The following is a 26,466-nucleotide window of genomic DNA, read 5'->3' as shown; positions in this document are numbered from 1 at the left end:
GCTGCAGATCCCCTTATACTTCTTTTTGTGTTGTTTTCAGATATTTAAGCGCCGTCAAAGCGTATACTTTCGCAGATTGAATGATCTGCCATACCGGAGCCTTTTCATTAAAGTTATGAATCGTCCGCAGCTCGGCAGGCCCGTATTGCAATACCGGGATGTTGTATTTGCGGAACGCACGTGCATCGCTGGTTGCCCATTGCAGTACACCATAGGCCTCTTTGCCACTGACCTCAGCGATAGATTCCACGAGCTCATGCACAATCGGTTCGGTGGGCGGCGTCCAGTTGGCATTGCCATAAAATCCGAATTGTTTAGGTTCAGCATCAATACCTACACTTGCAAGCAATTCCTTCGCTTTTGCCAGTACATCCCGGTAATCTACGCCAAATGGAACACGGGAGTCCACTTGTACTGTGCATCGGTCGGCAACCACATTGACTTTGGTGCCCCCCTGGATCGTACCAATGTTCACTGTTACATGATCAAACGCTTGTCCATAGCTCGGGTTTTCCCGTTCGCTTGCATAACGTTTGGAGATTTCAATAATTTCTTGAACTTCCTCCGGAATATCCGGCTTGATGTCCCACAGTTGCTGCAGCGCTTCAATCCCTCTGGCCGCCTTCAAAATAGCACTTTCACCTGCGATTGGCTGCAAACTGCCGTGACCTGGCGTACCCTCAACGGTAAATTCAAACCAGCAGCTTCCTTTTTGCCCGATGGTCGGGTTTTGCGGGCCCGAAGGCTCTGCGATCACAGCAGCCGTTCCTTCAATCAGTTTTCTTTCCAGCACCCAAGGCACACCAAGATGTCCCCCGGTTTCTTCGTCTGGAACTACAAGCAACGACAATGCCCCTTCGAGTGGTACGCCAAGCTTGGAAAACAGCGCAACGGTAAATATCAGTCCAGCCAGTCCGGCTTTCATATCCGAAGCGCCGCGGCCAAGCAGATAGCCGTCACGAATTTCGCCGCAGAACGGATCAAAATCCCAGCGAGTCAGATCCCCTGCTGGCACAACATCGGTATGCCCACAGAAAATCAGCTTTTTTCCATCCGTTGTTGCCGTGCCATAATCGGAAATGAGATTCCACATATTCGGCCCGGATTCATGTACAATTGTTTCAATCCCCGCTTCTTTAAGGTAGTCCATAATAAACTGGCTGATTTCACGTGAATCGCCTGGAGGATTTTCCGAAGGAAACTGAATCAACCGCGAGCAAAGCTCAAGCAGCTCATCCTGCCGTTTATCTATTTCGTCAAGAACCAGCGTCTTCCAGTCTGTCATTTTCACTCCATCTCCTTCACTTTTTCATTCCATGTAGTGTAGTCATCTACAGCTCCCACCCCGAAATAGCAGTCTACTTCAGATGTAAAATGATAGCCTTCGGCTGTAATCAACCGAAGGCATCCAGGTAAGATGAGCAACCTACTCTTTTTTCAATGAATAGAATCGAATAACTTCATCCGGGTAGTACACATATCCTGTGATGTTCTTGCTCATGCCGACAACCCGATTGTATTCATACAGATACGCCCAAGGGGAATCTTGATTGATAAGCTCTTGCGCTTTGCCATACAGCTCTTTTCGTTTATTTCCATCCTGCTCTTTGCCTGCTTGCTCCCACAGCTTATCCACTTCCGGATTGGCGTAATGCATATAGTTCGAGGAACCGCCGCTGTACATCAGGAAGCCAAGATGGTAGCCTGGGTCATTGACGAAGGAGGTCCATTTGGAGATGTATGATGTCAGGTTGCCTTCTCTTTGTTGTTCAAGAAATTGTGCACGAGCAACGTTGACAACGTTCATTTTTACACCGATTTTGGCAAGTTCAGCCTGAATCAACACGGCATCATCCGCCCAGTCCTGGAAGCCGGAGCCCAGGGTCAAATCAAAGCTAAAGCCATTCGGGTAGCCTGCTTCAGCTAGCAATTGTTTTGCTTTGTTCAGATCATGCTTATAGCTGTAGCCTGCATCGGTGTAGCCCGGCGTGTTGCTCGCTACGGAACTCTTCATTTGCTTCGCTTGACCGTACATGACATCGTCGATTAATTGGTCATAAGGAATAGCATAAGAGATCGCCTGACGCACTTTCGGGTTATTAAAAGGCTTTATTTTGTTGTTCATGGCAAAATACAAAATCCGGTTACTTGCGTTGGATTGAACCTTCAGCTCGGAATTACTTTCCAGCTTCGCTACGTCCTTGGCAGGAATTTCAATGGCCATGTCGACATCGCCTTTATCCAGCAGGAGCACACGGTTAGAGGCTTCCTTGGTAAACTTCATCGTGACTTTGCTCAGACTTGGCGCACCTTGCCAGTAGCTGGAATTGGCATTAAAGACGGCTTCTGTCGCCGGGTCCCATTTTTCAAGCTTGAACGGACCAGAGCCTGCTGCATTTGTTTTCAAAAAGTCGCCATCGCCCTTTTCTTTGACAAGCACGTCATCCACGATAGAGAAGTTGTACAAGGACAGAATTTGCAGGAACATATGATTAGGCTGGGACAAGGTAATGACAACGGTGTGCTCATCCAGTGCAGTAGCGGTTTTGATAGAGCTCATGCCGTAAAGAAAGCTGCCGGAATCGGAATTTTTGAGCCGCTCAAAGGAATACAACACAGAGTTGGCGGTCAGCGGGTTGCCGCTATGGAATTTAACGTCTTTACGCAGATGCATTGTATAGGTCATGTTATCAGCGGAAACGTCCCATTTCTCAGCCAGCATGGGCTTGATTGTCTCCGTATCTGCGACTTCGCCGCTGTCCGTAGACTTCTTGCCGTAGGTGACAAGCTGGTCATAGAGCGCAAGCACAAGTGTATCGGATGTAAGATCACTTGCTTCAGCAGGGTCCATGGTCGACCCTCCCTCCGAGTAGGCAAGCGTAATCGCCTTTGGCGGGGCTGAAGCTTCTGCGCCTTTCTCGCCGGATGAAGCGGACGGGCTATTGGCATTGCTTGCGCAGCCTGCCGTCCAAAGCAACGTAGACAAGACGACAATTAGAGAAAGACTTTTTTTCAACATGGCTTACGTTCTCCCCTTTGATGATCTATTATTTTATTTGCTAGAGCGCAGTCTAGGATCAAGAACATCCCGCAAACCGTCTCCAAGCAAATTGAAGCCCAAAATAGCTGTCGCAATTCCAAGACCCGGGAAGGTTACAATCCACCACTCACCGGAAATGATATACGCCCGCCCTTCTGAAATCATCGCTCCCCACTCAGCAATCGGGGGCTTGACACCAAGTCCCAGAAAGCTAAGACTGGCAGAGGTCAGAATGGCGAAGCCCATCCCAAGGGTGGCATTCACAAGCAGCGGAGCAAGTGCATTCGGCAAAATGTGGCGAAACAAGATCGTTCCGTTCGTTACACCGATCGCCCGGCTGGCCTCCACAAACTCCTTTTCCCGAAGAGAGATGGTTTGTCCGTGAATCAGTCTGGCGAATTCGGGGATACCCACAATGCCCACAGCGATGAGTGCACTCATCAGACCTGGTCCCATGGCTGCGGCAATCGCCATGGCGAGCACCAGCGAAGGGAAAGCAAGCAGGATATCCATGCAGCGCATAATAAGACTGCCCATTCGACCGCCATAGAACCCGGCGACTGCTCCAAGCGGTACGCCGATAATGAACGAGATCGACACGGCGATCATCCCTGTCCAAATACTGATTCTCGCCCCGTAAATCACACGGCTAAGAATGTCACGTCCGTAATTATCAGTTCCAAACCAATGCTCCGCACTTGGCGGCAACAGCTTGTTCGCCGGGTCGGTTACATAAGGATCATGTGGAACGATCCATGATGAGAGGATGGCGACGAGCGTCCATCCCACAATAAAGATAAAGCCGATTAAAGCGAGCTTGTTGCCAAACAACAAACGCCAAAAGGTCTTTCTTTTCGGTATAGCGGCTGTGTTGGGCTGAGGCACAGCCGCCTTTGCCGCCAAATCACTTGCAGTGCTCATCCGAGTACCTCCCCTACTTTTCGTGCTTCATGTCATCATTCGTACCGGATACGTGGGTCAATTAATCCGTAAATCAGATCAACTCCGAGGTTGATAAAGCTGTAAATCAGCGCACTTACGAGGGTAAATGCTTGTATCGGGGCGTAGTCAGCCGCTAAAATGGAATCCGTCACATAGCTGCCCACCCCTGGCCAGGTAAAGATTGTTTCGGTAATAACCGCTCCACCAATCAGGTACCCCACCTGCAAACCAAGTACAGTAAGCGTTGGAATAAAAGCGTTAATGAGTGCGTGCTTGTAAATGACAATCCCTTCACGCAAACCTTTAGCTCTGGCTGTACGGACAAAATCCTGGCCGATGACTTCCAGCATGCTGGAACGCATCATCCGTGCCACAATCGCCATGGTGCCTGTACTGAGGCAGATTGCGGGCAGGAGCAAATGGGACAAGCTGCTTTTTAAAGCTACAAAATCACCCGTCATCAAGCTGTCGAGCACATAAAACCCTGTAATGTGCGTGGGAGGATTGATGTCTCCACTAATCCGGCCCATTGGCGCTGGAGCTATCCCCCATTTGGCATAAAAAATATAAATGAACAACAGTCCGATCCAGAAGATAGGCATGCATGCACCGATTAAGGAAAACACACGTGAAATGTGGTCAACTATCGATTCTTTGCGGGTCGCCGCCAGGATGCCGATCGGGATTGCCACCAGGATCGCAATGATCAAACTCGCCAATGCCAGCTCGATAGTTGCCGGAAACCGGGTAGCAAAGTCACTTGCCACCGATTGCCCGGTGTGATAAGCCTGACCCAGATCGCCATGGAGCAATCCGACTACATAATGAAAGAATTGAATGTACTTGGGCTGATCCAGCCCCATGCTGGTGCGAATATTTTCAATCGTCTCAGGTGTAGCCTGTTCCCCCGCAAGCATCACGGCAGGATCACCCGGAAGCACTCTCGAGATCATGAATGTGATGACGACAATACCAAGCAGTGCCGGAATCATTTGAATCAATCTACGTAGTGTGTAAACGGCCACAGCCTGTCCCCCTTTGCTCTTAATCCCTTTCTTCCTGTCACGTTTCTTCTCACTAGTTGTTATTTTGAATAATTGTACTAAGGAGGAGAGCTAGGTTCCACGTCCTGAACAGCTAAAAATAGTAGCGATTTTTGTCGTTTGCGCACTAAAGCAACTCATTATGTTATTTAAATGTTATGTATTAATGAAAAAAATCAAAAAAACATGACAACATTACAGTAAAGCAGTATAGCATTTTCATATGGTTGTATATAAAATGCACAAAGACCCTCATCCAACAGGACAAAGGGCCTTTATCAAATATGAAATAGTCAAACTCTTATATACTTAATTCTCTCCTCATTCCACTTCCTGCTGATTTTCCTGAAATTCCTTATAACTAATCATACCTTTTCCTTTTCTTACTCCCAACATCATGATAGCCATAGCAGCTACCAAAACCGCTATAAGCACAAAGGGAATATATTTGTCTACCCGATACAGGGTGGTCGTCAAAATAGGAGCAATGATCGCGGAAATTCCCTGTACCGCTGCTACCAGACCTGCGGCTCCCCCTTGCTGTTCCTTACTGACCGAAAGAGAGGCACCGGCCATAAATCCGGGCATCAGCAAGCCTGTACCTATACCAAACATAAAGAACGCTGCATAGTAAACGGCCAAGCTGGTTGAAATCAGAAATAGTCCCATGCCCGTAATCAGGAACAGAGAACCAAGCAAAATCATCGGCTTCGGCTGCCATTTAAGCCATTTCATCTGGATAATCTGCACAATCAGCATCGCTGCCCCGGAAAACATGAGCCCAAAAGAAACTACTCTTGCCGTTTCTTCGGATGTAAGATCTAATTGATCTTGAAAATAAAAACCACCTATAACCTGAATAGTCACAATGCTAATCATCGTAACCAAGCCTGCAAGCAAATATATTCTTAGGCCAGGCTGGAAAGGGTTAATCCGAGCTGGTTTTTGCTGAATAACGGGTTTGGCAGCCGGAATCGCCAGCAGAGACACCACGAATGCAACAGCGGCAATGACAATTCCAAAATATAAGGGCCATAGCAGCCCTATTAAAGTAAAGGCACCTGCAATCGCGGGGCCAAATACCAGCCCAAGCCCATTAGCTGCACTAATAATAGCCATACCACTCCCGCGCTCTTCTCCCTCCGTTACATCCCCCATATAGGCTTGAGACGATGACAGCACCGCCGGGATAAAGCCTCCTATCAAGCCGCGTGTAACAATCAGCAGAACTAAGAGCAGCCCACCATTGAGCCATCCATGTAATCCACCAAAAAGAGTAAGCGTAAACAGCAAGCAGCTTACACACATCCCTATGAAACCAAGCAGGATCACAGGCTTGCGTCCCTTTGCATCACTCAGATTTCCCCATACTGGAGCCATTAAGGCCATCGTTATGGAACCAAGCGATATAATTAATCCGGAATGGCTTTCTCTTAAACCCAACTCACGAATAAGGGGTGGCATAATCGGAGCAATGAGCATTAGCCCTAGCATGGCCACAAATACACTGAAAAAGATACTCCCTTTGATTCTATTCATCCTCATGCACTCCTCTGCATTCAATATCTCTTTATGCAGAAGTATAAGGGGCATATCACAAGCCCACTGCCTGTACACGGATGAATCTGCGGTTAAACGGATTTTAATTTTAAAATACTTTCTTTATTGCCGACGGCTTCACTCCGTATTCACGGAAAAATTGCTCCGAAAATGCACTCACATTGCTATATCCTACAGCCATCGCAGCTTCTGTCACATTGCTTTCTTGACTTCGTAGCAGCTTCATCGCGTAATCCAAACGAATCTGGCGCAAATATTCAAATACAGTAGTCCCAAAGCACGCTTTGAATCCTTTTTTTAATTTAAAGTCGTTAAGGCCAACTTTTCTGGATAATGCGATTAGTGAGGGAGGATCAATCATGCTGGATTCAAGGATTTGCCGGGCCAGGTGCAGCTTTCTGACATCTTCTTTGGACAACCCTTCAGGTATGGGGGTTAAATCAAATAATTGAATCATATACCTGTTGAATATCTCTAATGCCGCTGCCTCCATTAATAAAGGGGATCTATGCACACTTTTCAGATCTTTTATCAAATGCTCAATCATCACTTTGCTTCTGTGATCCAGTTCAAAACTAAAATGACGAAATGCAGCTCCCTTAATAATTTGATCAAATTCAATGGCTGCCTGCTGACGAGCCATCAACTGCGTGGCTGCATAATTATATAACGAGACAGGGATGCCGAGTGCAAATGATGTGTATTGCTCATGAACCGGAGGCTGAAAATGTGCTTTAAAATCCTGCAAAAAAATAAGTGCCCCCCGTCCTATCGGGAGCGTATATTCCAGACCATCTACATTGACATGGCGTTGACCGGAAAGCGCAAATTGAAGTTCAATCATTTGTCCACTGGAAGCAAACTGAGTCGGGTATGGATCATAGTATTGAATATGTGAATACACAATTTCAATTCCGCTGTAGGTTGTAACCCGATAAATATGCCCATGGCCCGCTTCCGGTAAAATCATATAGGTATGTTCATTCTGTTGCTTAAACGGAGTTTTTTCCAAATAGCGCTGGTAGATTAATGATAATGAATTTGATATCACAAGCATTCACCTCAAATGTATTCATTCAACCTAATCCCACAAATGAGAATCATTATCAATAATCATAGCTGAATATGCACGATTTGACCAGACTTATTGGAGTAATTCGAAACCGTTGATTTCCCTTAATCTGCTCATATACAAAAGCCGTTCCCTTCCGTTCGGACTATTTAGTAAGCGTCACTTAAAAGTTACCTATTGAGCCACTGCGCAGTCGGATGGTGCTTCCCATCGCCACCGCCCCCGGATTTCTGGAATAAATTCTTTTATCGGTAGAAATCCGGGGACAAAGCGACCGCTTCGCTTGTACAGCACCATTCCGCCTACTCCGTTTTCCAGATACTTTTCTGCATTCAATAGATTGCTTGCTCTAATAACAAATAAACACCCAGTTACTGATGTTCTCCTCCACCTTTTACACATGCTACTTTGAAAATGAACATACAATAAAGACCATTAATGACTATAGGCAACAAAAAAGCTCCTGAATGTTCAGGAGCCCAAAAGATTGAAAACAAAGGATATATAAGAAACCTTAATAACTTAAATATTCACCATTGGAAGCAATCACATGAGATCCACGCCATCTTGAATTGCCTCTTTCAAGCGCGTACCGATTTGGGGTCGGCACGCGCTGGCTGTATATATTTTTTTAATCCAACTGTTCTCCATTCGTTTCTATCACGTTCTTATACCAATGGAAGCTCTTCTTTCTGGATCTGGCAAGTGTACCGTTGCCTTCATTATCCTTATCGACATAAATGAAGCCATAACGCTTTTTCATTTCCCCGGTTCCTGCGCTTACCAGGTCAATACATCCCCACGGAGTATAGCCTATTAATTCCACTCCATCAGCAATGGCCTCTTTCATCTGCTCAATGTGTTGCTTCAGATAATCAATGCGATAATCATCGTTAATGGAGCCATCTTCTTCCACTGTATCCACGGCGCCAAGACCATTTTCAACAACCATTAACGGGATTTCATATCGGTTATAAATGTTATTGAGAGACCATCTTAATCCCTGTGGATCAATCTGCCAATCCCAGGCGCTTGCTTTCAAATGTGGATTCTTTAAGCCCATGGATAAATTTCCCCCCACCTTCTCCTGGTTGGGATCGGCACTGACACAAGTAGACGAATAATAACTGAAAGTATAGAAATCTACACGACCTTCTTTTAAGATGTTCTCATCCTCTTCTTGCATGTTGATCTGAATGTTATGATCTCTAAAATAACGCTTGGCAAATCCCGGATAAGCTCCTCTGACTTGAACATCTGAGCATAGGAAATTACTCATGTTATCCTTTTGCTGGGCCAGCAGCACATCATCAGGGTGACATGTAAGCGGATAGGAGCACATATAAGCAATCATACAGCCGATTTTAAAGTCCTTGTTGATTTCATGCCCCAGCTTTACTGCCTTGGCACTGGCAATAAATTGATGATGCAAAGCTTGATACAGGACCTGCTCATCCTTCACCGTTGCATGGGCAAGCTCTCCATTCCCCTCCGGCATCATAGCTCCAGCCATGAACGCGCCAAAGGACAAGGTTAAAATATTGATTTCATTAAAGGTTAACCAGTATTTCACGACATCTTTGTATCTGTTAAAAAGCACTTCACAATATCTCACATAGAAATCTACGACTCTGCGATCTGACCAGCCATTATATTTTTGAGTTAAATGAAACGGTGCTTCATAATGGGAAATCGTAACCAAAGGCTCAATATTGTACTTTTTCAATTCTGCAAATACACGATCATAGAACTGAAGGCCTTGCTCATTCGGCTCCGCATCATCTCCGTTAGGAAATATTCTTGACCACGCAATGGACATTCTAAAAACCTTGAATCCCATTTCCGCAAATAAGCGGATATCCTCTTGATAGCGGTGGAAAAAGTCAATCGCCTCGTGACTCGGATAGTTCACTCCTTCTTCCAGTACAGGTGTAATTCTTCGTGAGGTTGTATGCGTTCCGGCTGTTATCACATCAGCGGTGCTTAATCCTTTACCTTCTTCATTGTACCCACCTTCAAATTGGTTGGCGGCCGTTGCCCCTCCCCACAAAAAGCCTTGCGGAAACACTATATGCGTTGTATTTTTCATGATTTAATTCCTCCTCAGTTTTTTGTTGCCCAGGCTCCCTCCGGCTTCGTACAAAGGCCCGTTGGAAGCCTAAGCACATGATCAGAAAGCTTTTTCCCACATATTAGGATCAGACCACGACGGTCAACAGATCCTCTTGATACTCAACCGACTTTTTCTCGGTTTCAATGACATCCAGATAATTCGCCGTATTGGCAACGATAACAGGTGTGGTCAAAACATAACCTGCCTCTTTAATAGCCTCCATATCAAACTCCATGAGCAGCTGTCCTTTTTTAACAGCATCCCCCTGTTTTACTTTAGGATAAAAATGTTGGCCTTTTAATTTGACCGTATCCTTGCCTACATGGATGAGGACCTCAACACCGTGATCACTTGTAATTCCGATCGCATGGCCTGACGAAAATAATGAGGTTAATACGCCATCTACTGGTGCAACAACCTTGCCTTCGGAAGGCTCAATGGCAACTCCTTTACCAAGAGCACCTGTCGAGAAGGCTTCGTCAGTTACTTCAGATAAAGGCTTCACTTCACCCTTTAACGGGCTGATAACTGTCTCTTGTTTTACTAAAACTTCTCCTTGTGCTCCTCCTGTTGTACGATCCTCCTTCTTGGTCTCTTTTACTTCATCATCTTTAAATCCGCCAAAGAACATCAGCAGGAAGCCTAACACAAAACTTACCAGGATACCAATAACCGCTCCATAAAATCCTCTGTCCATTCCTGTAGGGCTGATATAACTTGGAATGGCGAAAATACCCAAGCCACCCAAGATATACCCTTTCGTTCCCATCGCTCCTATAATACCGCCACCTACTGCAGCCCCTATACAGCTTAAAATAAATGGTTTCTTGCGTGGCAATGTAATCCCGTAAATCGCGGGCTCTGTAACACCAAAAATCCCCGAAATGACTGCTGGAATGGAAAGAGATCTTAATTTTGCGTTTTTAGTTTTAAACAAAATCGCCAGTACGACACCCGTCTGGGCAAAGGAAGCTCCAAGCGTCGCAGCCAGGATCGGGTCGAATTTGAGCACTGCCAAGTTGTTAAGCGCGATAGGAACAAGTCCCCAGTGTAATCCGAAGATAACAAATACTTGCCAGAAAGCGCCCATGAGTATACCTTCAATAATCGGACTTAAGTTATACACAAAGAGAGTGCCTGCCCCCAGCAGTTGACCTGCCCAAGTCGAGAGCGGGCCAATCACAATCAGTGCTAATGGTACAATAACTAACAAGGTGAAAAATGGAACTAAAAATGTTCTTACTACACTAGGAATTACCCTTTTAAAGAAATTTTCTATTTTTGAGCCTACATAGGTGGATATGATAATCGGAAGAACGGTTGACGCATAGCTCATCAGAATTACCGGAATACCCAAGAAGGTGATATATACCGGTGACTCAAATATAGTACCGCTAAATAAAGTGTATAGCGGTTTGCCTGTTGCTGTTATCGCGCTAAATGTTGGATAAACAAGCGATGCCCCGATGGCCATGCCTATAAAAATATTGGCATTGAACTTTTTAGCTGACGTGTATCCCAGGAAAATAGGGAAAAAGTAAAATAAGCAATCTCCTAAAGCATTGAGAATTTGATAAGTACCTGATGTGTTAGTGAGCCAGCCCAAAGCTACAAATAAGGCAGTAAATCCCTTAATCATACCTGTGGCACTCAGAACACCAAGCGTTGGTGTAAATACCCCTGAAATGGTATCGATAAATTTATTAAACAAGCTCACCTTTTCATTAGATGCTTCTTCCGAAGAACCTGCCTGGAAACCGCCTATAGCGGCCACATCTGCATACACCTCAGGTACATGGTTGCCTATAACAACCTGGTATTGTCCACCGCTTTTTACTACCGTGACAACCCCATCCATATTTTTCAAAACCTCTGTATTGGCTTTACTTTCATCTTTTAGTTTGAAACGCAAACGTGTAATACAATGAGTTAGACTATTCACATTTTCTTTGCCACCGACATTTTGGATGATGTCTTTTGCTAATGTCTCATACTTCATCGTAAGTTCCCCTTTAGCTGTATTGGTATTTATAAAAAGGCGAAACCAAACAGATCGAATTCGATCTAGGTTGGTTTCGCCTGCATTACCAGTAACAATCCAAGTGTTATTTAATTTTGTCTTTGGGTCAGCCGCTGAATATGAATCGTGATATACAGCTTTTCCTCATCCGACAATACCGTATTCAAGTATTTCTCGATCTTCAGCATACAGCCGTGGGCCTTTTTATACTTTGCTTTCACTTGTCTCCACAGAAAATCGTCTTCCAGTTCTGTTTTTTCTTTTTTATTTAATCGCTGAAAGAAGAATCTTAGATGTGTAACAAATCGCTCATAACCGATCGAGTGCTCATCCAGGGTAGTGTTATAAGAGTATTTAATAATATTCAAGATATCCTGTATTTTTTGAGTTTGCTGTGCAACATCTGCTACCTTATTGTAGGAGCTGTTTACTTGAGCATTGATTAAATGAAGAGCTATATTACCTGCTTCATCTTCTGACAATCGTTTGCCCGTCTCATCTTCAATAAAGTCCAGTGCTTTTAATCCAACCCCGAATTCTTTGGGATAAAATTTTTTGATTTCCCAAATTAATGGATTTGTATTTTTAAGCCCTTCATCAAACATTTTAAATGCATTGTTCATGTGATCCGTAAGCGACACATATATATAATCGCTCAATTGTGCTTCTAATATACTTTTTCCATATTCAATGATGTCATAACATAACGAAACATATTCTGTAGGAACATCCTCTAACAATAATTTAAATTTCTCTGAAGCATCTTTTTGTTTAAGCACGAACACCTTTTCGATTAAATGCTCTTCTACTTGCTCTCCTGCACTCTTTTTGAATGCAATACCGCGGCCCATAACAACAAATTCATCCCTTTTTGAATCTTTGGCTATTATGGCGTTATTATTAAATATCTTCGTTATGATCATCTTACTGCCCCCTTATCCCACAATCATTAAAAAAAGGATTTAGATGCTGGGCGAAATTTCAGATAGGTCACAAGACGGTAATAGCCGATCAAACCTTCGTCGTAAACCAAAATGGAAAGGTGACGATTTACAACTCCATGTTATGAAAACGCATTCATATCAAGAGACAAAAAGCCTTACGTTTTCCATGAATGATCTTGAGTGCTCCCAAACCGATCTGATATTCCGGTATTGTAAAAATGGATATTAGTCGGTTAACCACGTCCTGCATCATTTCTCAGCTGTCGCTTCGTTGGTCGACGTCATCATCTTTGTTGCTAGCACTTGTAAGGCTCAACATCACTCACCTTTCTGCGTTATGGCTGGGCCAAATATTCATATCGTGCAGGATATCGCAAAGCTTAGTATTCTAAAAGAAAAGGCAAAACCCAACACATGGAAATATGAATTCCATGCCTCGGGTTTTGCCTTTTCAGTAACAATCCCAAGATCATAATAACACTTAATTTAAGCTTTGCCAACAAAAATGTTTGCGCTTTCTTTTCTGGGACGATCACAACTAAAACGACACATTTTTTCTGGTATAAAATGTTAACCGCCAATGTAGGACATGTTAATCTTTTTTCTATTTTTTGCTGTCTGTTCAGTACGTTCATCGGAATACCGGTCTGTGCGTTGTTCCCACACTGAAGTAATCACATCAAGTAGTTCCTGGTCATTCGCTCCATTACGAAGCATCTGGCGCAGATCGAATCCGCCTGAAGCAAACAAGCACGTATAAAACTTGCCATCGCACGATAAGCGGGCACGTGTGCAGGACGAACAAAACGATTCAGAAACCGAAGTAATAAAGCCAAGCTGTGCATCGCTGTCTTTATAACGATAACGCTTTGCTACTTCTCCAAAGTAATCCTGATCCACCGGCTCCAACTCGTACATATTCTTAAGTCGTTCAAATATTTCCTTTTTTGTCAGTACCCTCTTGAAGCTCCATCCGTTGTCATTCCCTACATCCATAAACTCGATAAAGCGAAGGGTTATTCCCTGCTCCTTAAAATAAGCAGCCATCGGCAAAATCTCCGAGTCATTCACACCTTTTTGGACTACCATATTGATCTTGATTTCAAAGCCGATTTCTCTTGCATATTCGATCTGCTTCAAAATAAAATCAGGCTTAATCCCCCGCCCATTCAACCGCCCAAACAGCTCGGGGTCCAGAGCATCCAGACTGACATTAAGCCGTCGTAGTCCCGCGTCATAGAGAGGCTTAGCCTGCTGTCCTAGCAGCACACCGTTGGTGGTCAAGCCGACATCTTCCACTCCGTCAATGGACAGGATTTGGGAGACCAGGTCGGATAGATTCCTGCGCATTAATGGTTCGCCGCCCGTGAGTCGGATTTTTTTTACACCCAGGGATACAAAGAGCTTCGTCAGCCGATGGATCTCTTCAAACGACAGACATTCATTTTGGGGAAGAAAGGCGTAATCGTCACCGAAAATTTCTTTGGGCATGCAATAGGAACAGCGGAAATTGCAGCGGTCCGTAACCGATATACGCAGGTCACGAATCGGCCGCTGCAACATGTCTTTCAGTGGATGAAAATTCATACGCCCCCTCCTTTCTGGTTGTTTAGCATCGTTATCATTAGCCGCCGCTGACTGGCGGAATAAAGGCTACAACGTCTCCATCCTGCACCACATCCGTGGACAACGCATACTCCTCGTTTAACGCAATTCGTACAGAACTGATTGGCACAGCCGGATATTGATCTGTTATCCAATTGTATAAGTCGCCTACAGTTTGGCCTGCCAAATCTGCCATCTCTTCAGCTTTTCCCGTCACCTCACGGAGTCCTGCAAAATAGTACAGCTTAATCATAAATGATCTCCTTCGGCTTTTTCCTCTGATTTCCGATCCACTGCGTTCCATCTTCCCAAATCTCTTGTTTCCATATAGGGACTATTTCTTTGATTCGTTCGATCGCATATTCATTCGCCTCATACGCATCCGAGCGATGTGGTGAAGAAACAGCGATGACAACGGCAATATCACCGATTTGAAGCTCGCCAATCCGGTGTGCAATGGCCACTTTGGTCCCTATCCATTTTTCTTCGATTTCGCGACCAATTTCCGCGAGCTTTTTTTGAGCCATGGGTACATAGGCCTCATAAGCGAGGTATAAGGTTCGCACACCTTCGGTCCACTCCCGGACGTGCCCTGTAAACATGGTCACCGCTCCCGCTTCCGGCCTTAGGACATAATCCGCATAAGTCTGCGGAACAATAGGCTCAGTCACGATTTCAAAAACACTCATCTTTTCCACCTTCCAGCCACCGTGCAAACCACTCTCTGATGACAAACTCTATCTAATAACTTCTGCCTCTTATATCTACATTCTCATGCTCAGCCGAACAACTGATGATATAGCTTTTGACCTTTGGCAATACTTCCAATACCGTGAATGAGAAGCCTTCCGTTTTTGAATAAAATCATTCGATGCTTAAAGGCATAAAATTCAACGAAATATGGGGTTCTTTTTACATTTTCGGCCATAAGTCTACCCATTTTCTCGGCATCATCGAGTGTAATCGGACGATTAGGGTCCGGAAGAACCTGCACAACATCCCGTCCACACAGCGCAGCATACGCCGAGCGGCGTGGTGCAGTCAGTGCAGGAAATGCAGGGTGTTCTCCACAGGTTGGACAATCCTGGTTGCGGATACGGGAAATCCCTATGTCCATCTGTGTGTTCTCCCATAGATCAAATAGATGAACCTTGCTGCGCATTTTATCACGTCTACCAGTCAGCCACTTCATGGCTTCTGCACATTGGAGAGCGGCTGTCACCTGGACTGCGGGCGAAATAATTCCAGCCGTATCGCAGGTCTGATTGATCGCCGGCAATGATGGCAGAAGGCAGCGAAAACAGGCCGACTCGCCCGGTACGAAAGGAAAAACGACGCCTGTGCTTCCAACACAGGCTCCGTAAATCCATGGAATTCCGGTCTTCAGTGCGGCATCGTTTATAAGTAGACGGGTTTCAAAATTGTCCGTAGCATCCATCAACAATGTGCTTTTGCCAGCAAGCTCTTGAACAAGCTCGGCATCCAGGTTGTCGAGATATGTGTACAAACGTACGTCTTCTCGTATGGCCTTCAGCCTTTTTTCGGCAGCCATGACCTTGGGCAGCATTTCCGCAGCATCCTGCTCCGTGAACAGCTGCTGACGTTGCAGATTCGACAGCTCCACATAATCACGATCAACAAGGTGAAGCTCTCCAACGCCAGCCCTTACCAGTGCTTCGGCAATGGCGGAACCCAACGCCCCGCAACCAATAATGGTGACGACAGCTGCGGACAGATTACGTTGTCCTTCACCGCCGATGGGTCTAAACAATATCTGTCTTGAATAACGCTCATTCATCACAATGTCCCCCTACGTTGAAGAATGATCGTCATTCTCAATTTTTTTCTGGTGTCTTTCGGTTACTTTTGGATTTCTTTTTGTTTTTTAAAGTTGCCTTGCCCCACCGCATCGATCGCTTCAGTAGCCGCAGTTAAGCGTCCTTGATAATACAGCCACATGACAAGGATCAGGCTAGCCAGCGCCACTTGGGAGAGCAGCATGAATCCAATGGAGTAATGGCCAGTTGCAGCATGAATCGACGATAACAGGATCGGAGGGAAAAAGCCACCGAGGCCGCCCATCATGGATACAATACCGTTCACTATGCCTGCCTGCTTATTAAAATAGAATGGAACCAGCTTGAAAATGACACCGTTCCCGACTCCCGCACATACAGCGATAGCCAGGCAGCCTACAGTATAAAGGGTAATCCCTGGTGAAAAAGCCAAAAGAATCGCAGCGACCGTATAAACGGCAAACGTACCTACCAGCAGGAACAGAGGCTGAAACCGATCCGCCAGCCAGCCGCCGATGGGGCGGAAGAATGTCGCAATCGCAATAAAGCCTGCTGTACGCATCCCTGCATCCACTTTAGTCAGCTCAAAATTCGATACCAGGAAATTCGGCAAGTACACCGTGAACGCTACAAATGAACCAAACGTAATAAAATAAAAGAGCGAGAAAAACCAAAGCTTTTCATTTTTGTAAACCCCTTTGATCTGCTCCATAATCGGTGTTTTTACTTTAGTTTCATGACGGTCCCCAAAGAAGAAATTCAAAACGATAAAAACAAGCAATAAAATAAGGTACAGCTTGACTGTAAGTGTCCATCCTACCTGCGTCGCTACAATTGGAGCGGAGAAGGTAGTTACTGCTGTCCCCAGGTTCCCCACACCATATATCCCGTTGACAAAGCCATGCTTTTCCTTCGGATAATACTTGGGCAGCGAAGTCACCCCAACCGAGAACACCGCTCCGCCAATCCCCAGGAACAAGCCACCGATAATTAAATCCATCATCGTAGAAGCTTCACTGATATAGTAGACCGGGAACAAAAGCAAAATAAAGCTGACGAGAAAAACGATTCTTGCTCCGAAGATGTTGGCATAATAGCCTAACGGAATGCGTAGAATCGATCCGAGCACGACCGGAATCGCCGTAACCATGGCCAATTTTCCGGATGGAATAGCAATATCCTCGGTAATGAACGGCATGAGGGAAGAAATGATAACCCATACACTAAATCCAAGGATCAAGTTCATTGTTTGTAGTGGCAACTGCAACTTTCTAATCATTTAACTCACCTTTTCCAACGTTTTTTCTGTCGTAATATAGTTTTAAATTTCTGTCCCCATTGTAGCCGCTAGCTGCTCTCAACGAATATAGGGGACTCCCCTTTCCCTAACAGGGGAGTCCCTGAAAATAAAAAAAGCCGCTTCTACTAGAAACGACTTCGTTTATTCAAGAGATTTTTTTCACAAAACGTTCATTTCATTGGTTTAAAAATCCAGCATTTTTTTCTTTAATGCATATTGGACCAGCTCAGGCCGACTTCTTAAGTTCAGCTTCTCCATGATTTTGGCTTTGTTCGCTTCCACCGTCTTGACAGAAATGAACAGCTTTTCAGCAACTTCCTTGTTACCATATCCCTTTGCGACCAAAGGGAGAATCTCCAGTTCCCGCTTGGTCAGGATCTCAAACGGATCTTCTGTTTGTGATGTTGTATCTTTCTTGATGAACTCACGAACGAGAGAAGTGGCCATTTTAGGATGGATATAAGTTCCGCCCCCATGAATGGTTCGTATGGCAAGCAATAGCTCCTCATCTGGTGCATTTTTCAAAACATATCCCGAAGCGCCACTCTTCAAAATATGAAACAGATATTCTTCATCGTCATGCATGGTCAGAATCAGAATTTTAGTATCAGGATGGTCCTCCTTAATCTTGCCTGTAGCGATCAATCCACTTTCGCCTGGCGGCATGCTGAGGTCCATGATTAGAATATCCGGCTTACATTTAGCTACCATTGTGTACGCTTCAATTCCGTCTGCAGCCGTTCCGACAACCTCCATATCCGATTGGAAGTTGAGAATCATGGAAAATCCGCTTCGTACAATCGCATGGTCATCTGCTAACACAATTTTGATCAAGTCTCTATTCCTCCCCTTGTCCAATCGGAATTTGTAAAAAGACTTTGGTTCCTTGGCCAACATTCGAAAGGACACCAAAGCTTCCGCCTACCAGCTCTGCCCGCTCCTGCATACCGTATAAACCGAGCCCTGTTCCAATAGGCTTGCCCCCCTTTTCAAAGCCAATTCCATTGTCCTCTACAGTCAAACGAAGCGCATGATCATGCTCGGACAAAGAAACTTTGATTGTGTCTACCTGGGCATACTTCAAGGCATTGAGAACGGCCTCCTGACAAACACGGTAAATAACGGTTTCCTTTTCACTTCCATATCGCTTGCGGGGAAGATCGGACACAAACTCAACCACCAGACCATAGCTTTGCTCGATCCGCTTGAAGTGGGAACGGAAGGCTGCTTCAAGTCCAAAATCATCAAGGGTAGCAGGACGGAGTTCCACAGACAGGTTGCGGATATCATCCAGCAATCGCGTCATGGATGCTTCGGTCTGCTTCATGTTTTTGAGGAGCTGGTCATCATTCGTCATATATTTTAACACTCGTAATTCAACAACCGCGCTCATCAATTCCTGAGCAACACTATCATGCAGCTCCCTGGAAAGCCGCTTACGCTCGTTTTCCTGCGCTTCAATGACATGCTTCATCATTTTGTTTTGATACAATTTTTCTTGCGTCTGAAATTGCAGAGTCAAATCTCTCAGCATCAACACCCGAATTCCATTTTCAGCATCAATCGTGTGAAAAGAAGCGGCATAGGGAACCATTCCGTTTCGCTTTGTTTCCAAATAGACCTGGAAAGAAGCGAAATTTTTGGATTCGGGCACATTGAAATAACAATCAAGACAGGTGCGGGGCTCTGTGTCGCTTGTATAGCCTCTGCATGTTCCGCATAAAGCTTTTTCCTTCCCTTCATAGAGTTGAATGAGGACGTCATCCCTCACGATCTCTTCAGCAGCCGGGTTCATAGCCAGGGTATCCCCTTGTCTATCAAAAAAGAAAATAGCTTCTGTACTGTTCTCAAACAATTTCAGCATTAACGAACTCAAAGAGTCGGTCCCTACAGACAATGTCAATTACATCACTTCCTTCCCGTTCAGCTCTCCAATTCCTCTCCGCGCCAAGGCTTCCAGATCGCGCATCATGGCTTCGGTCATCAGCTGTTCTTTACGAAATCCACCAAGCAGTACACCCGCGACGCGAGCATCATTCCACAGGGGTACAGCCCCGAGACTCTGGAGCCTCTCGGATTGGACGATAGGATAGTTAAACAGGTTGTCTGCACCCACAAATTGATAAACAGATGGAATGAAAATGGATTTTCCGGTTTTAAATACGACTCCTGCTATGCCCTTTCCGGATTGCAGCACAATCCGTTTAAAGCGATCATTTAAATTCCCGGCCGCATTTTTCCATTTAATTACGTATTGATATTCGGCCGGTTCAACAAGAGCAAGCGCCATGAAATCATAACCGAAATGCTCGCGAATTCGCTCAAGCTCCCTTTGATAATCCATCCTATTATTCATCACTCTCTCCTAATTACAATTAGGAAAGAAGGCAGCGCCCGCTTTCCTAATTCGATTTATGTCTTCTGTACAGAATATAACTTCTGCGCACATAATTCAATGGAACACTCCACACATGAACAAGCCGGGTGAACGGCCAGAATGCAAAAATGGCAAAGCCCATAAGTACATGAAGCTTGAAAGACAACGGTACGTCTCTCATCAGTGACGGGTCAACACGGAATATGAATAAACCGCGGAACCAGATCGAGATGGTTTCCCTATAATCAAATTCAGGCTGTACTGCGTTCGTTACAAGAGTCGCAAACATCCCCATACATACAAGGGCAAAAAGCATTATGTTTACAATCAAGTCAGAAGCTGAGCTTAAGCGGCGTACATTGCGTAAGGTTAAACGACGAAAGGTGAGAATCAACATACCAAGGAACGTTATGGCTCCAAATATGCCCCCAATATATAATGCTCCAATGTGATACAAATGATCGTTTACACCCAATGCGTGCATCCAGGTTTTTGGAATACCCAGACCGGAGATGTGACCGAAAATAACCGGAATAATTCCCAGGTGAAATAAGAGGCTGCCGATCATCAATTGTTTCTTTTCAATAAATTCACTTGATTTCGCTGTCCAATTGAACTGGTCTGTTCTGTAGCGAAAAATGTGGCCAACAATAAAGATGACCAAACACATGTAAGGGAAAATAACCCATAAAAACTGCTCTAGCATCATAGCGTGGCTGCCTCCTGTTCTACGCAAGCTTTAAGCGTTTCACGCAGCCCCTTGACCAGATGAAAATACGGGCTTTCCATTTTTTCCAGCGCTTTAAGCAAATGATAGGTGCCGTCTTCTAAAATTGCGACAGGCATGCGGAAGTTTTCTGTCGTCTTCGGATCTTGTGCCCATTCGGCGGCATACAAAAATTCACACATGAGTGGCAAGTAATCCGGCAGCTCTCCATCCGGCATTTCAAGACCGTACATCTCATATAAAACCTTTAATTTGACCAGCATTTGTCCTCTTTCTTTTGCATCTTCAAACTTGAAGTAAGTCATATATAGTGCGCAATTTTTTTGAAAATCGAAGGTTTCCGTATACATCTCCTGAATCTCTTCCATGCTGAATTCTTGCATAAGAGACCAGTACTTGTTAGCGTGCGTATACGCAGGATGACCCGGATCAAATGATGCTTCCAGAAAAGCCGGATGAAAATCCAGCTTTTCTGGGTACATGAGTTGTTGGGCGAAAAACCCGAATGAAGGCTTGCATTCATACAGCTTCGCTACATTAATCACGCCAAATACCCCCGTAGAAGTTTTCTTCATACATTTGCTTGCCTGTTTTTGAAGGCTCTTCCATTCCCATTGAGCTTCCCAGGCTACAGCCGCTACAGCCAGATCCACCCGATCCGCAAGCTTCCATATTCCCTAAGGTGTCGCCGAAACCAGCAGCTCCCTGGGCGCGGTATGGATTGTCATAACTCTCTTTATGCGATGTTGGAATGACGAAGCGGTCCTCATATTTGGCAATGGCCAACAGTCGGTACATCTGCTCCGCCTGACGTGGTGTCATGCCAACGCGCTCAAGACGGCTATCATCAAAAGATTGTCCTGTGGACTGGGCACGCATATAGGCGCGCATCATAGCCATCCGTTGCAGGGATTCCTTCACCGTAACTGTGTCGCCCGCTGTCAGCATATTGGCAAGATACTGAACAGGCGTACGCATTTCTTCGATAGCCGGAAAAATCATATCCGGATTCTCGATCGAGTCTTTCCCTTCAAAGTAATTCATGATCGGGCTAAGTGGCGGTACATACCAGACCATAGGTAATGTGCGATATTCCGGGTGAAGCGGGAATGCCAGCTTGTATTCAATCGCAAGCTTGTAGACTGGCGAGTTCTGAGCGGCCTCAATCCAGTCTTGCGAGATACCATCTTTTCTCGCCTGAGCAATTACCGCCGGATCACTTGGATCTAGGAACAGGTCGCATTGCGCTTTATACAGGTCCTTCTCATCCTCCATAGAAGCAGCCTCCTGCACTCGGTCTGCATCATACAGCAGAACGCCAAGGTAGCGAATACGTCCTGTACATGTCTCGGAGCAGACGGTTGGCAACCCGGCTTCCACACGTGGGAAACAGAAGGTACATTTCTCTGCTTTGTTCGTTTGCCAGTTGAAGTACACTTTCTTGTATGGGCAGCCTGTCATGCAATACCGCCAGCCGCGGCAGGCTTCCTGATCCACGAGCACGATCCCGTCCTCGTCCCGTTTGTACATCGCGCCTGAAGGACAGGATGCGACACAGCTTGGGTTCAGACAGTGCTCGCAAAGCCGAGGGAGATACATCATGAACGACTTCTCAAAATTGAATTTGATCTCTTCTTCAATTTTCTGAATATTCGGATCAAGTGGCCCCGTTACATGGGCTCCTGCCAAATCATCCTCCCAGTTTGGACCCCAATTCAGATCCATTTTTTCGCCCGTTACTGCGGAATGCGCACGTGCTACCGGAGAATGCTTCTGCTCTTTCGCGTTGGTCAAATCCTCATAATTATAAGTCCATGGCTCATAATAATCTTTCATTTCCGGCATGTCGGGATTGTAGAAAATTTTGCCCAGCGCTATCTTGGACAGCTTGCTCCCTGACTTTAGTTCAAGCTTTCCTTTGCGAAGCTGCCAGCCGCCCTTATATTGCTCCTGGTCTTCCCAGCGCTTTGGATAGCCAATGCCGGGTTTGGTTTCCACGTTGTTGAACCACATATATTCCGCGCCTTTGCGGTTTGTCCAAGTTGTTTTGCACGTCACGCTGCATGTATGGCAGCCAATACATTTATCCAGGTTCATGACCATGGCAATTTGAGCTTTAATCTTCAAGCCAGTTAACCTCCTTCATTTTACGTACCGCTACGTACACATCACGCTGGTTCCCGATCGGACCGTAATAATTGAATCCGTAGCTTAGCTGAGCATATCCGCCAACCATCTGGGTTGGTTTGAGATGAATTCTTGTTGGCGCATTATGACTGCCCCCGCGCGTATCCGTGATTTCGGAGCCCGGCACTTGAATATGCTTGTCCTGAGCATGGTACATGAACATTGTTCCTCTTGGCATCCGGTGGCTGACAACTGCCCGGGCCGTTACGACACCGTTGCGGTTGTACACCTCTAACCAGTCATTGTCGGCAATACCATGAGCTGCTGCATCTTCGTTATTGATCCATACTGTAGGTCCTCCGCGGAACAGCGTGAGCATATGCTGGTTATCCTGGTAGGTGGAGTGAATATTCCATTTACCGTGTGGAGTTAGATAACGAAGCACAAGTGAATCTTGACCGCCCTTGATTTCCCGATCACGCGTGCCGAATACCATTGGCGGTAGAGTCGGTTTATAGACTGGCAATGACTCCCCAAACTGCTGGAAAATCTCATGATCAATGTAGAAATGCTGTCTTCCTGTCAACGTTCGAAACGGAACAAGACGTTCAATATTCGTTGTAAATGGCGAGTAGCGACGTCCCTGCTTGTTTGATCCACTGAATACCGGTGTTGGTATAACTTCACGCGGCTGTGCCGTGATGCTTTGGAACGTGATTTTTTCAGCTGCACGGTCGGCCGAGATGTCCATCAGTTTAACACCGTGATCCTTTTCCGCCTCTTCATAGGCTTTTTGGGAGACACGGCCATTGGTTGCGGACGAAAGATGAAGAATCGTATCGGCCACTTGGCGGGCTGTCTGGATTTTCGGCAAGCCGTCTTTAATGGACTCATCGTAATAGACCCCGTTCAGCTTCTTCAATTCCTCATATTCCTCTGCCACCGAGAAGCTAACGCCGTGCGCACCTGTCTTCCCGGTAGCCAAATTTGGACCGAGCGAGACATATTTATCGTGAATTTTTGTATAATCGCGTTCTACAATGCTGAAATTCGGCATGGTTTTACCCGGAACTGCTTCGACCTCGCCCTTCGTCCAGTCCTTGACAAGACCCATCGGTTGCGAAATTTCGCCTATGGAGTCATGCCCAAGCGGTGCAGTCACAACGTCTTTATATATTCCTGGCAGATGCTCTTTGGCCATTTCCGAGAAGGTTTCGGATAGATGACGGTAAATATCCCAGTCCGAGCGGGATTCCCAAAGAGGATTAACCGCAGGATTAAATGGATGCACGAACGGATGCATGTCTGTCGAAGACAAATCTGTCTTCTCGTACCAGGTTGCAGCCGGAAGTACAACATCCGCGTACAATGGAGTTGTTGTCATCCGAAAATCAAGTGCAACCACCAGATCAAGCTTTCCTTCCACATCTTCCCGCCAGACGATTTCCTCAGGTTTCTGCTCTTCATTCGGCCGGGCAAGCAGCGCGTCGGAGGCTCCGAGCAGATGCTTCATGAAATATTCCTGGCCCTTCGCCGAACTGGAAATCAGATTGGAGCGCCAAATAAAGAGTGAACGCGGGAAGTTCTCTGCTGCCCCTGGATCTTCAACCGCAAAACGGGTCTTGCGTGATTTAATCTCTTCTACAGCATGGTTAATAATGTCCGCGTTTGACTTCTTGCCTAGTTGCGCCGCTTCTTCGGCAAACAACAGGCTGTTCTTGTTAAACTGCGGGTAAGAAGGCATCCAGCCCAAACGTGCTGCCAGCACATTGTAGTCTGCCGGATGCTGATATTTGACATCTCCGCCCGTCGGTGATTTCAGCGTATCCGTGCCGCTTTCTTCATAGCGCCACTGTTCTGTTGCAAAATAGAAAAATGAAGTAGCATTTTGCAAGCGCGCTGGTCCCTGCCAGTCTTTGGCAAAGGCAATCGTTGACCAGCCTTCAATAGGACGGCACTTTTCCTGGCCTACATAATGCGCCCAGCCCCCGCCGTTTACGCCTTGAGAAGCAGTCAACATAACCAGGTTCAATATCGACCGATAGATGGTGTCACTATTGAACCAGTGATTGATCCCCGCTCCCATAATGATCATGGAGCGCCCTTGGGTATCGATTGCGTTCTGAGCGAATTCCCGTGCAATCTGCACCACAACCGATGCCTTGACACCCGTGATTTTCTCCTGCCAGGCAGGGGTATAATGCGAAGCCGCATCGTAATAATCCTTGGCGTTATGAGGGCTTTCGTTGCGAGCGATACCATACTGACTCATCATCAGATCGTATACGGTCGCTACGAGACGTTCCGAACCATCTGCCAGACGTACTTTTTTAGCCGGAATCACACGCTGGAACGTTCCATTACCCGAGTTATCAAAATAAGGGAATACAATCTCTTCCCATTGCTCGTCATGACCTTCCATCGTGAGCGCGGGCTCAACCTTCGTTCCATCTTCCCGCTCAAGGATCAGGTTCCATTTCTTGCCCTGCTCCCAGCGCTGTCCCATCGTACCGTTCGGAACCAGCATTTCCTTCGTCGCTTCATCGTATATGACCGGTTTCCAGTCTGCATGCGGCGAAGCATCCCCCAGATCACTCGCCCGTAGAAAACGTCCACCTTTCCAGGCTCCCTCATGGGGATCAAGCAGAATCATAAATGGCATATCTGTATATTGCTTGGCATAGTTAATGAACATCGGTTCTTGGCGTTCTTTGTAGAACTCATCCAGAATGACATGCGTCATAGCCTGGGCTACGGCAGCATCTGTACCTGGATTAGGTGCAAGCCAGTTGTCAGCGAACTTTACATTCTCCGCCAAATCGGGTGCCACCGACACAACCTTAGTCCCTTTATAACGTACTTCCGTCATGAAGTGGGCATCCGGTGTCCGGGTAAGCGGCACGTTCGATCCCCACATGATCAGGTAACCCGCGTTGTACCAATCCGAGGATTCAGGTACGTCCGTTTGCTCACCCCAAATTTGAGGAGAGGCAGGCGGAAGATCGGCATACCAATCGTAAAAGCTCAACATTTCCCCACCGAGCAATGAAATGAACCGCGCTCCCGAGGCGTAGCTTATCATCGACATCGCCGGAATGGGTGTGAAGCCTGCAATCCTGTCAGGACCGTACTTACGGATGGTATAAATCAATTGCGCCGAGATCAGGCGTAGAACATCGTCCCAAGCCACACGAACATGGCCGCCTTTTCCGCGTGCCGATTTGTAGAGCTTGGCTTTCTCAGGGTCTTCCACAATACTCGCCCATGCGTCTACCGGATTGCTATGCTCCTTGATCGCATCCTGCCATAATCGCAATAGCTTGCCGCGCATATAAGGGTATTTCACACGTAACGGACTGTATTCATACCAGGAAAATGAAGCACCACGCGGGCATCCACGCGGCTCAAATTCCGGCATGTCTGGACCGCAGGAGGGATAATCAATTTGCTGATTTTCCCAGGTGATGATGCCGTTTTTCACAAAAACCTTCCAGCTACAGGAGCCAGTACAGTTAACACCGTGCGTCGTACGAATTACTTTGTCGTGAGACCAACGCTGACGGTACACGTTTTCCCATTCTCTATTTTTTTCCTCAAGGATTGACCAGTTTCCGGAATAACTCTCGATCGGCTTAAAGAAGTTGAGACTGTATTTTTTTTTCATCGATGATCAACGCTCCTTAGATTCATTCGCATACTCTCATTATGTAATTCATTCATCTCTGTTCCCATTAGGGAATGTCCTATAGCGGTATAGAAAATCCCTCGTTCTATGAGAAGATACAAAAAAGCTTCCCTCT

General features: G+C 46.0%; 22 protein-coding genes. All 22 read right to left on the bottom strand.

Features of this window, described 5'->3' with window-relative positions; translation table 11 throughout:
• Positions 1-13: 13 nt before the first annotated feature.
• Positions 14-1,285, bottom strand: a complete 1,272-nt coding sequence (locus B4V02_RS07535) for a M20 family metallopeptidase (protein ID WP_094154326.1) — start codon at positions 1,283-1,285, stop codon at positions 14-16.
• A gap of 141 nt (positions 1,286-1,426) precedes the next feature.
• Complete coding sequence (locus B4V02_RS07530; RefSeq protein WP_094154325.1) at positions 1,427-3,019, bottom strand: ABC transporter substrate-binding protein; 1,593 nt, start codon at positions 3,017-3,019, stop codon at positions 1,427-1,429.
• 33 nt (positions 3,020-3,052) lie between these two features.
• Entirely contained in the window at positions 3,053-3,961 is a 909-nt protein-coding gene (locus B4V02_RS07525) for an ABC transporter permease (RefSeq protein ID WP_094154324.1), read from the bottom strand.
• A gap of 35 nt (positions 3,962-3,996) precedes the next feature.
• A complete protein-coding gene (locus tag B4V02_RS07520; protein ID WP_010345167.1) occupies positions 3,997-5,007 on the bottom strand; it encodes an ABC transporter permease in 1,011 nt (336 codons plus the stop codon).
• Between the two features lie 339 nt (positions 5,008-5,346).
• A complete protein-coding gene (locus B4V02_RS07515) occupies positions 5,347-6,564 on the bottom strand; it encodes an MFS transporter (protein ID WP_094154323.1) in 1,218 nt (405 codons plus the stop codon).
• 109 nt (positions 6,565-6,673) lie between these two features.
• The gene (locus tag B4V02_RS07510) at positions 6,674-7,636 is read right to left on the bottom strand and encodes a helix-turn-helix domain-containing protein (RefSeq protein WP_094154322.1); all 963 of its coding nucleotides are present in this window, start codon (positions 7,634-7,636) and stop codon (positions 6,674-6,676) included.
• A 195-nt stretch (positions 7,637-7,831) separates the two neighbouring features.
• Positions 7,832-7,993, bottom strand: a complete 162-nt coding sequence (locus B4V02_RS25850; RefSeq protein ID WP_157739722.1) for a hypothetical protein — start codon at positions 7,991-7,993, stop codon at positions 7,832-7,834.
• 295 nt (positions 7,994-8,288) lie between these two features.
• Complete coding sequence (locus B4V02_RS07505) at positions 8,289-9,746, bottom strand: glycoside hydrolase family 1 protein (RefSeq protein ID WP_094154321.1); 1,458 nt, start codon at positions 9,744-9,746, stop codon at positions 8,289-8,291.
• 109 nt (positions 9,747-9,855) lie between these two features.
• Positions 9,856-11,769, bottom strand: coding sequence for a beta-glucoside-specific PTS transporter subunit IIABC (locus tag B4V02_RS07500; protein ID WP_094154320.1), 1,914 nt, complete (start codon positions 11,767-11,769; stop codon positions 9,856-9,858).
• Positions 11,770-11,879: 110 nt separating this feature from the next.
• Complete coding sequence (gene licT / locus B4V02_RS07495; protein WP_007431435.1) at positions 11,880-12,713, bottom strand: BglG family transcription antiterminator LicT; 834 nt, start codon at positions 12,711-12,713, stop codon at positions 11,880-11,882.
• A gap of 591 nt (positions 12,714-13,304) precedes the next feature.
• The gene (moaA, locus tag B4V02_RS07490) at positions 13,305-14,321 is read right to left on the bottom strand and encodes a GTP 3',8-cyclase MoaA (RefSeq protein ID WP_094154319.1); all 1,017 of its coding nucleotides are present in this window, start codon (positions 14,319-14,321) and stop codon (positions 13,305-13,307) included.
• 37 nt (positions 14,322-14,358) lie between these two features.
• Positions 14,359-14,592, bottom strand: a complete 234-nt coding sequence (gene moaD, locus B4V02_RS07485) for a molybdopterin converting factor subunit 1 (protein WP_007431437.1) — start codon at positions 14,590-14,592, stop codon at positions 14,359-14,361.
• Positions 14,585-15,028, bottom strand: a complete 444-nt coding sequence (locus B4V02_RS07480; protein ID WP_007431438.1) for a molybdenum cofactor biosynthesis protein MoaE — start codon at positions 15,026-15,028, stop codon at positions 14,585-14,587. The genes moaD and B4V02_RS07480 overlap by 8 nt, the downstream gene beginning before the upstream one ends.
• Positions 15,029-15,117: 89 nt before the next feature.
• Positions 15,118-16,137, bottom strand: coding sequence for a ThiF family adenylyltransferase (locus B4V02_RS07475; protein ID WP_094154318.1), 1,020 nt, complete (start codon positions 16,135-16,137; stop codon positions 15,118-15,120).
• Between the two features lie 62 nt (positions 16,138-16,199).
• Positions 16,200-17,414, bottom strand: a complete 1,215-nt coding sequence (locus B4V02_RS07470; RefSeq protein WP_094154317.1) for a nitrate/nitrite transporter — start codon at positions 17,412-17,414, stop codon at positions 16,200-16,202.
• A 204-nt stretch (positions 17,415-17,618) separates the two neighbouring features.
• Complete coding sequence (locus B4V02_RS07465) at positions 17,619-18,266, bottom strand: response regulator transcription factor (RefSeq protein WP_039774269.1); 648 nt, start codon at positions 18,264-18,266, stop codon at positions 17,619-17,621.
• Positions 18,267-18,273: 7 nt separating this feature from the next.
• Positions 18,274-19,338: a sensor histidine kinase gene (locus B4V02_RS07460; protein WP_094154316.1), complete on the bottom strand. Its 1,065-nt coding sequence runs from the start codon at positions 19,336-19,338 to the stop codon at positions 18,274-18,276.
• A complete protein-coding gene (locus tag B4V02_RS07455; protein WP_043891141.1) occupies positions 19,339-19,791 on the bottom strand; it encodes a GAF domain-containing protein in 453 nt (150 codons plus the stop codon).
• Between the two features lie 46 nt (positions 19,792-19,837).
• Positions 19,838-20,521, bottom strand: a complete 684-nt coding sequence (gene narI, locus B4V02_RS07450) for a respiratory nitrate reductase subunit gamma (RefSeq protein WP_094154315.1) — start codon at positions 20,519-20,521, stop codon at positions 19,838-19,840.
• Positions 20,518-21,084 carry a nitrate reductase molybdenum cofactor assembly chaperone gene (gene narJ, locus B4V02_RS07445; protein ID WP_007431445.1) on the bottom strand — a complete coding sequence of 189 codons (567 nt, stop codon included), beginning with the start codon at positions 21,082-21,084 and terminating at the stop codon, positions 20,518-20,520. The genes narI and narJ overlap by 4 nt, the downstream gene beginning before the upstream one ends.
• On the bottom strand, positions 21,077-22,666 hold the full coding sequence (narH, locus tag B4V02_RS07440; protein WP_094154314.1) for a nitrate reductase subunit beta: 1,590 nt from the start codon (positions 22,664-22,666) through the stop codon (positions 21,077-21,079). The genes narJ and narH overlap by 8 nt, the downstream gene beginning before the upstream one ends.
• On the bottom strand, positions 22,656-26,330 hold the full coding sequence (locus tag B4V02_RS07435) for a nitrate reductase subunit alpha (RefSeq protein ID WP_094154313.1): 3,675 nt from the start codon (positions 26,328-26,330) through the stop codon (positions 22,656-22,658). The genes narH and B4V02_RS07435 overlap by 11 nt, the downstream gene beginning before the upstream one ends.
• Positions 26,331-26,466: the final 136 nt, after the last annotated feature.

It is taken from the genome of Paenibacillus kribbensis, assembly GCF_002240415.1.
GTDB lineage: Bacteria > Bacillota > Bacilli > Paenibacillales > Paenibacillaceae > Paenibacillus > Paenibacillus kribbensis.
The sequence above is the reverse complement of the archived record's forward strand: the minus strand, read 5'-3'. Positions and strand labels throughout refer to the sequence as shown.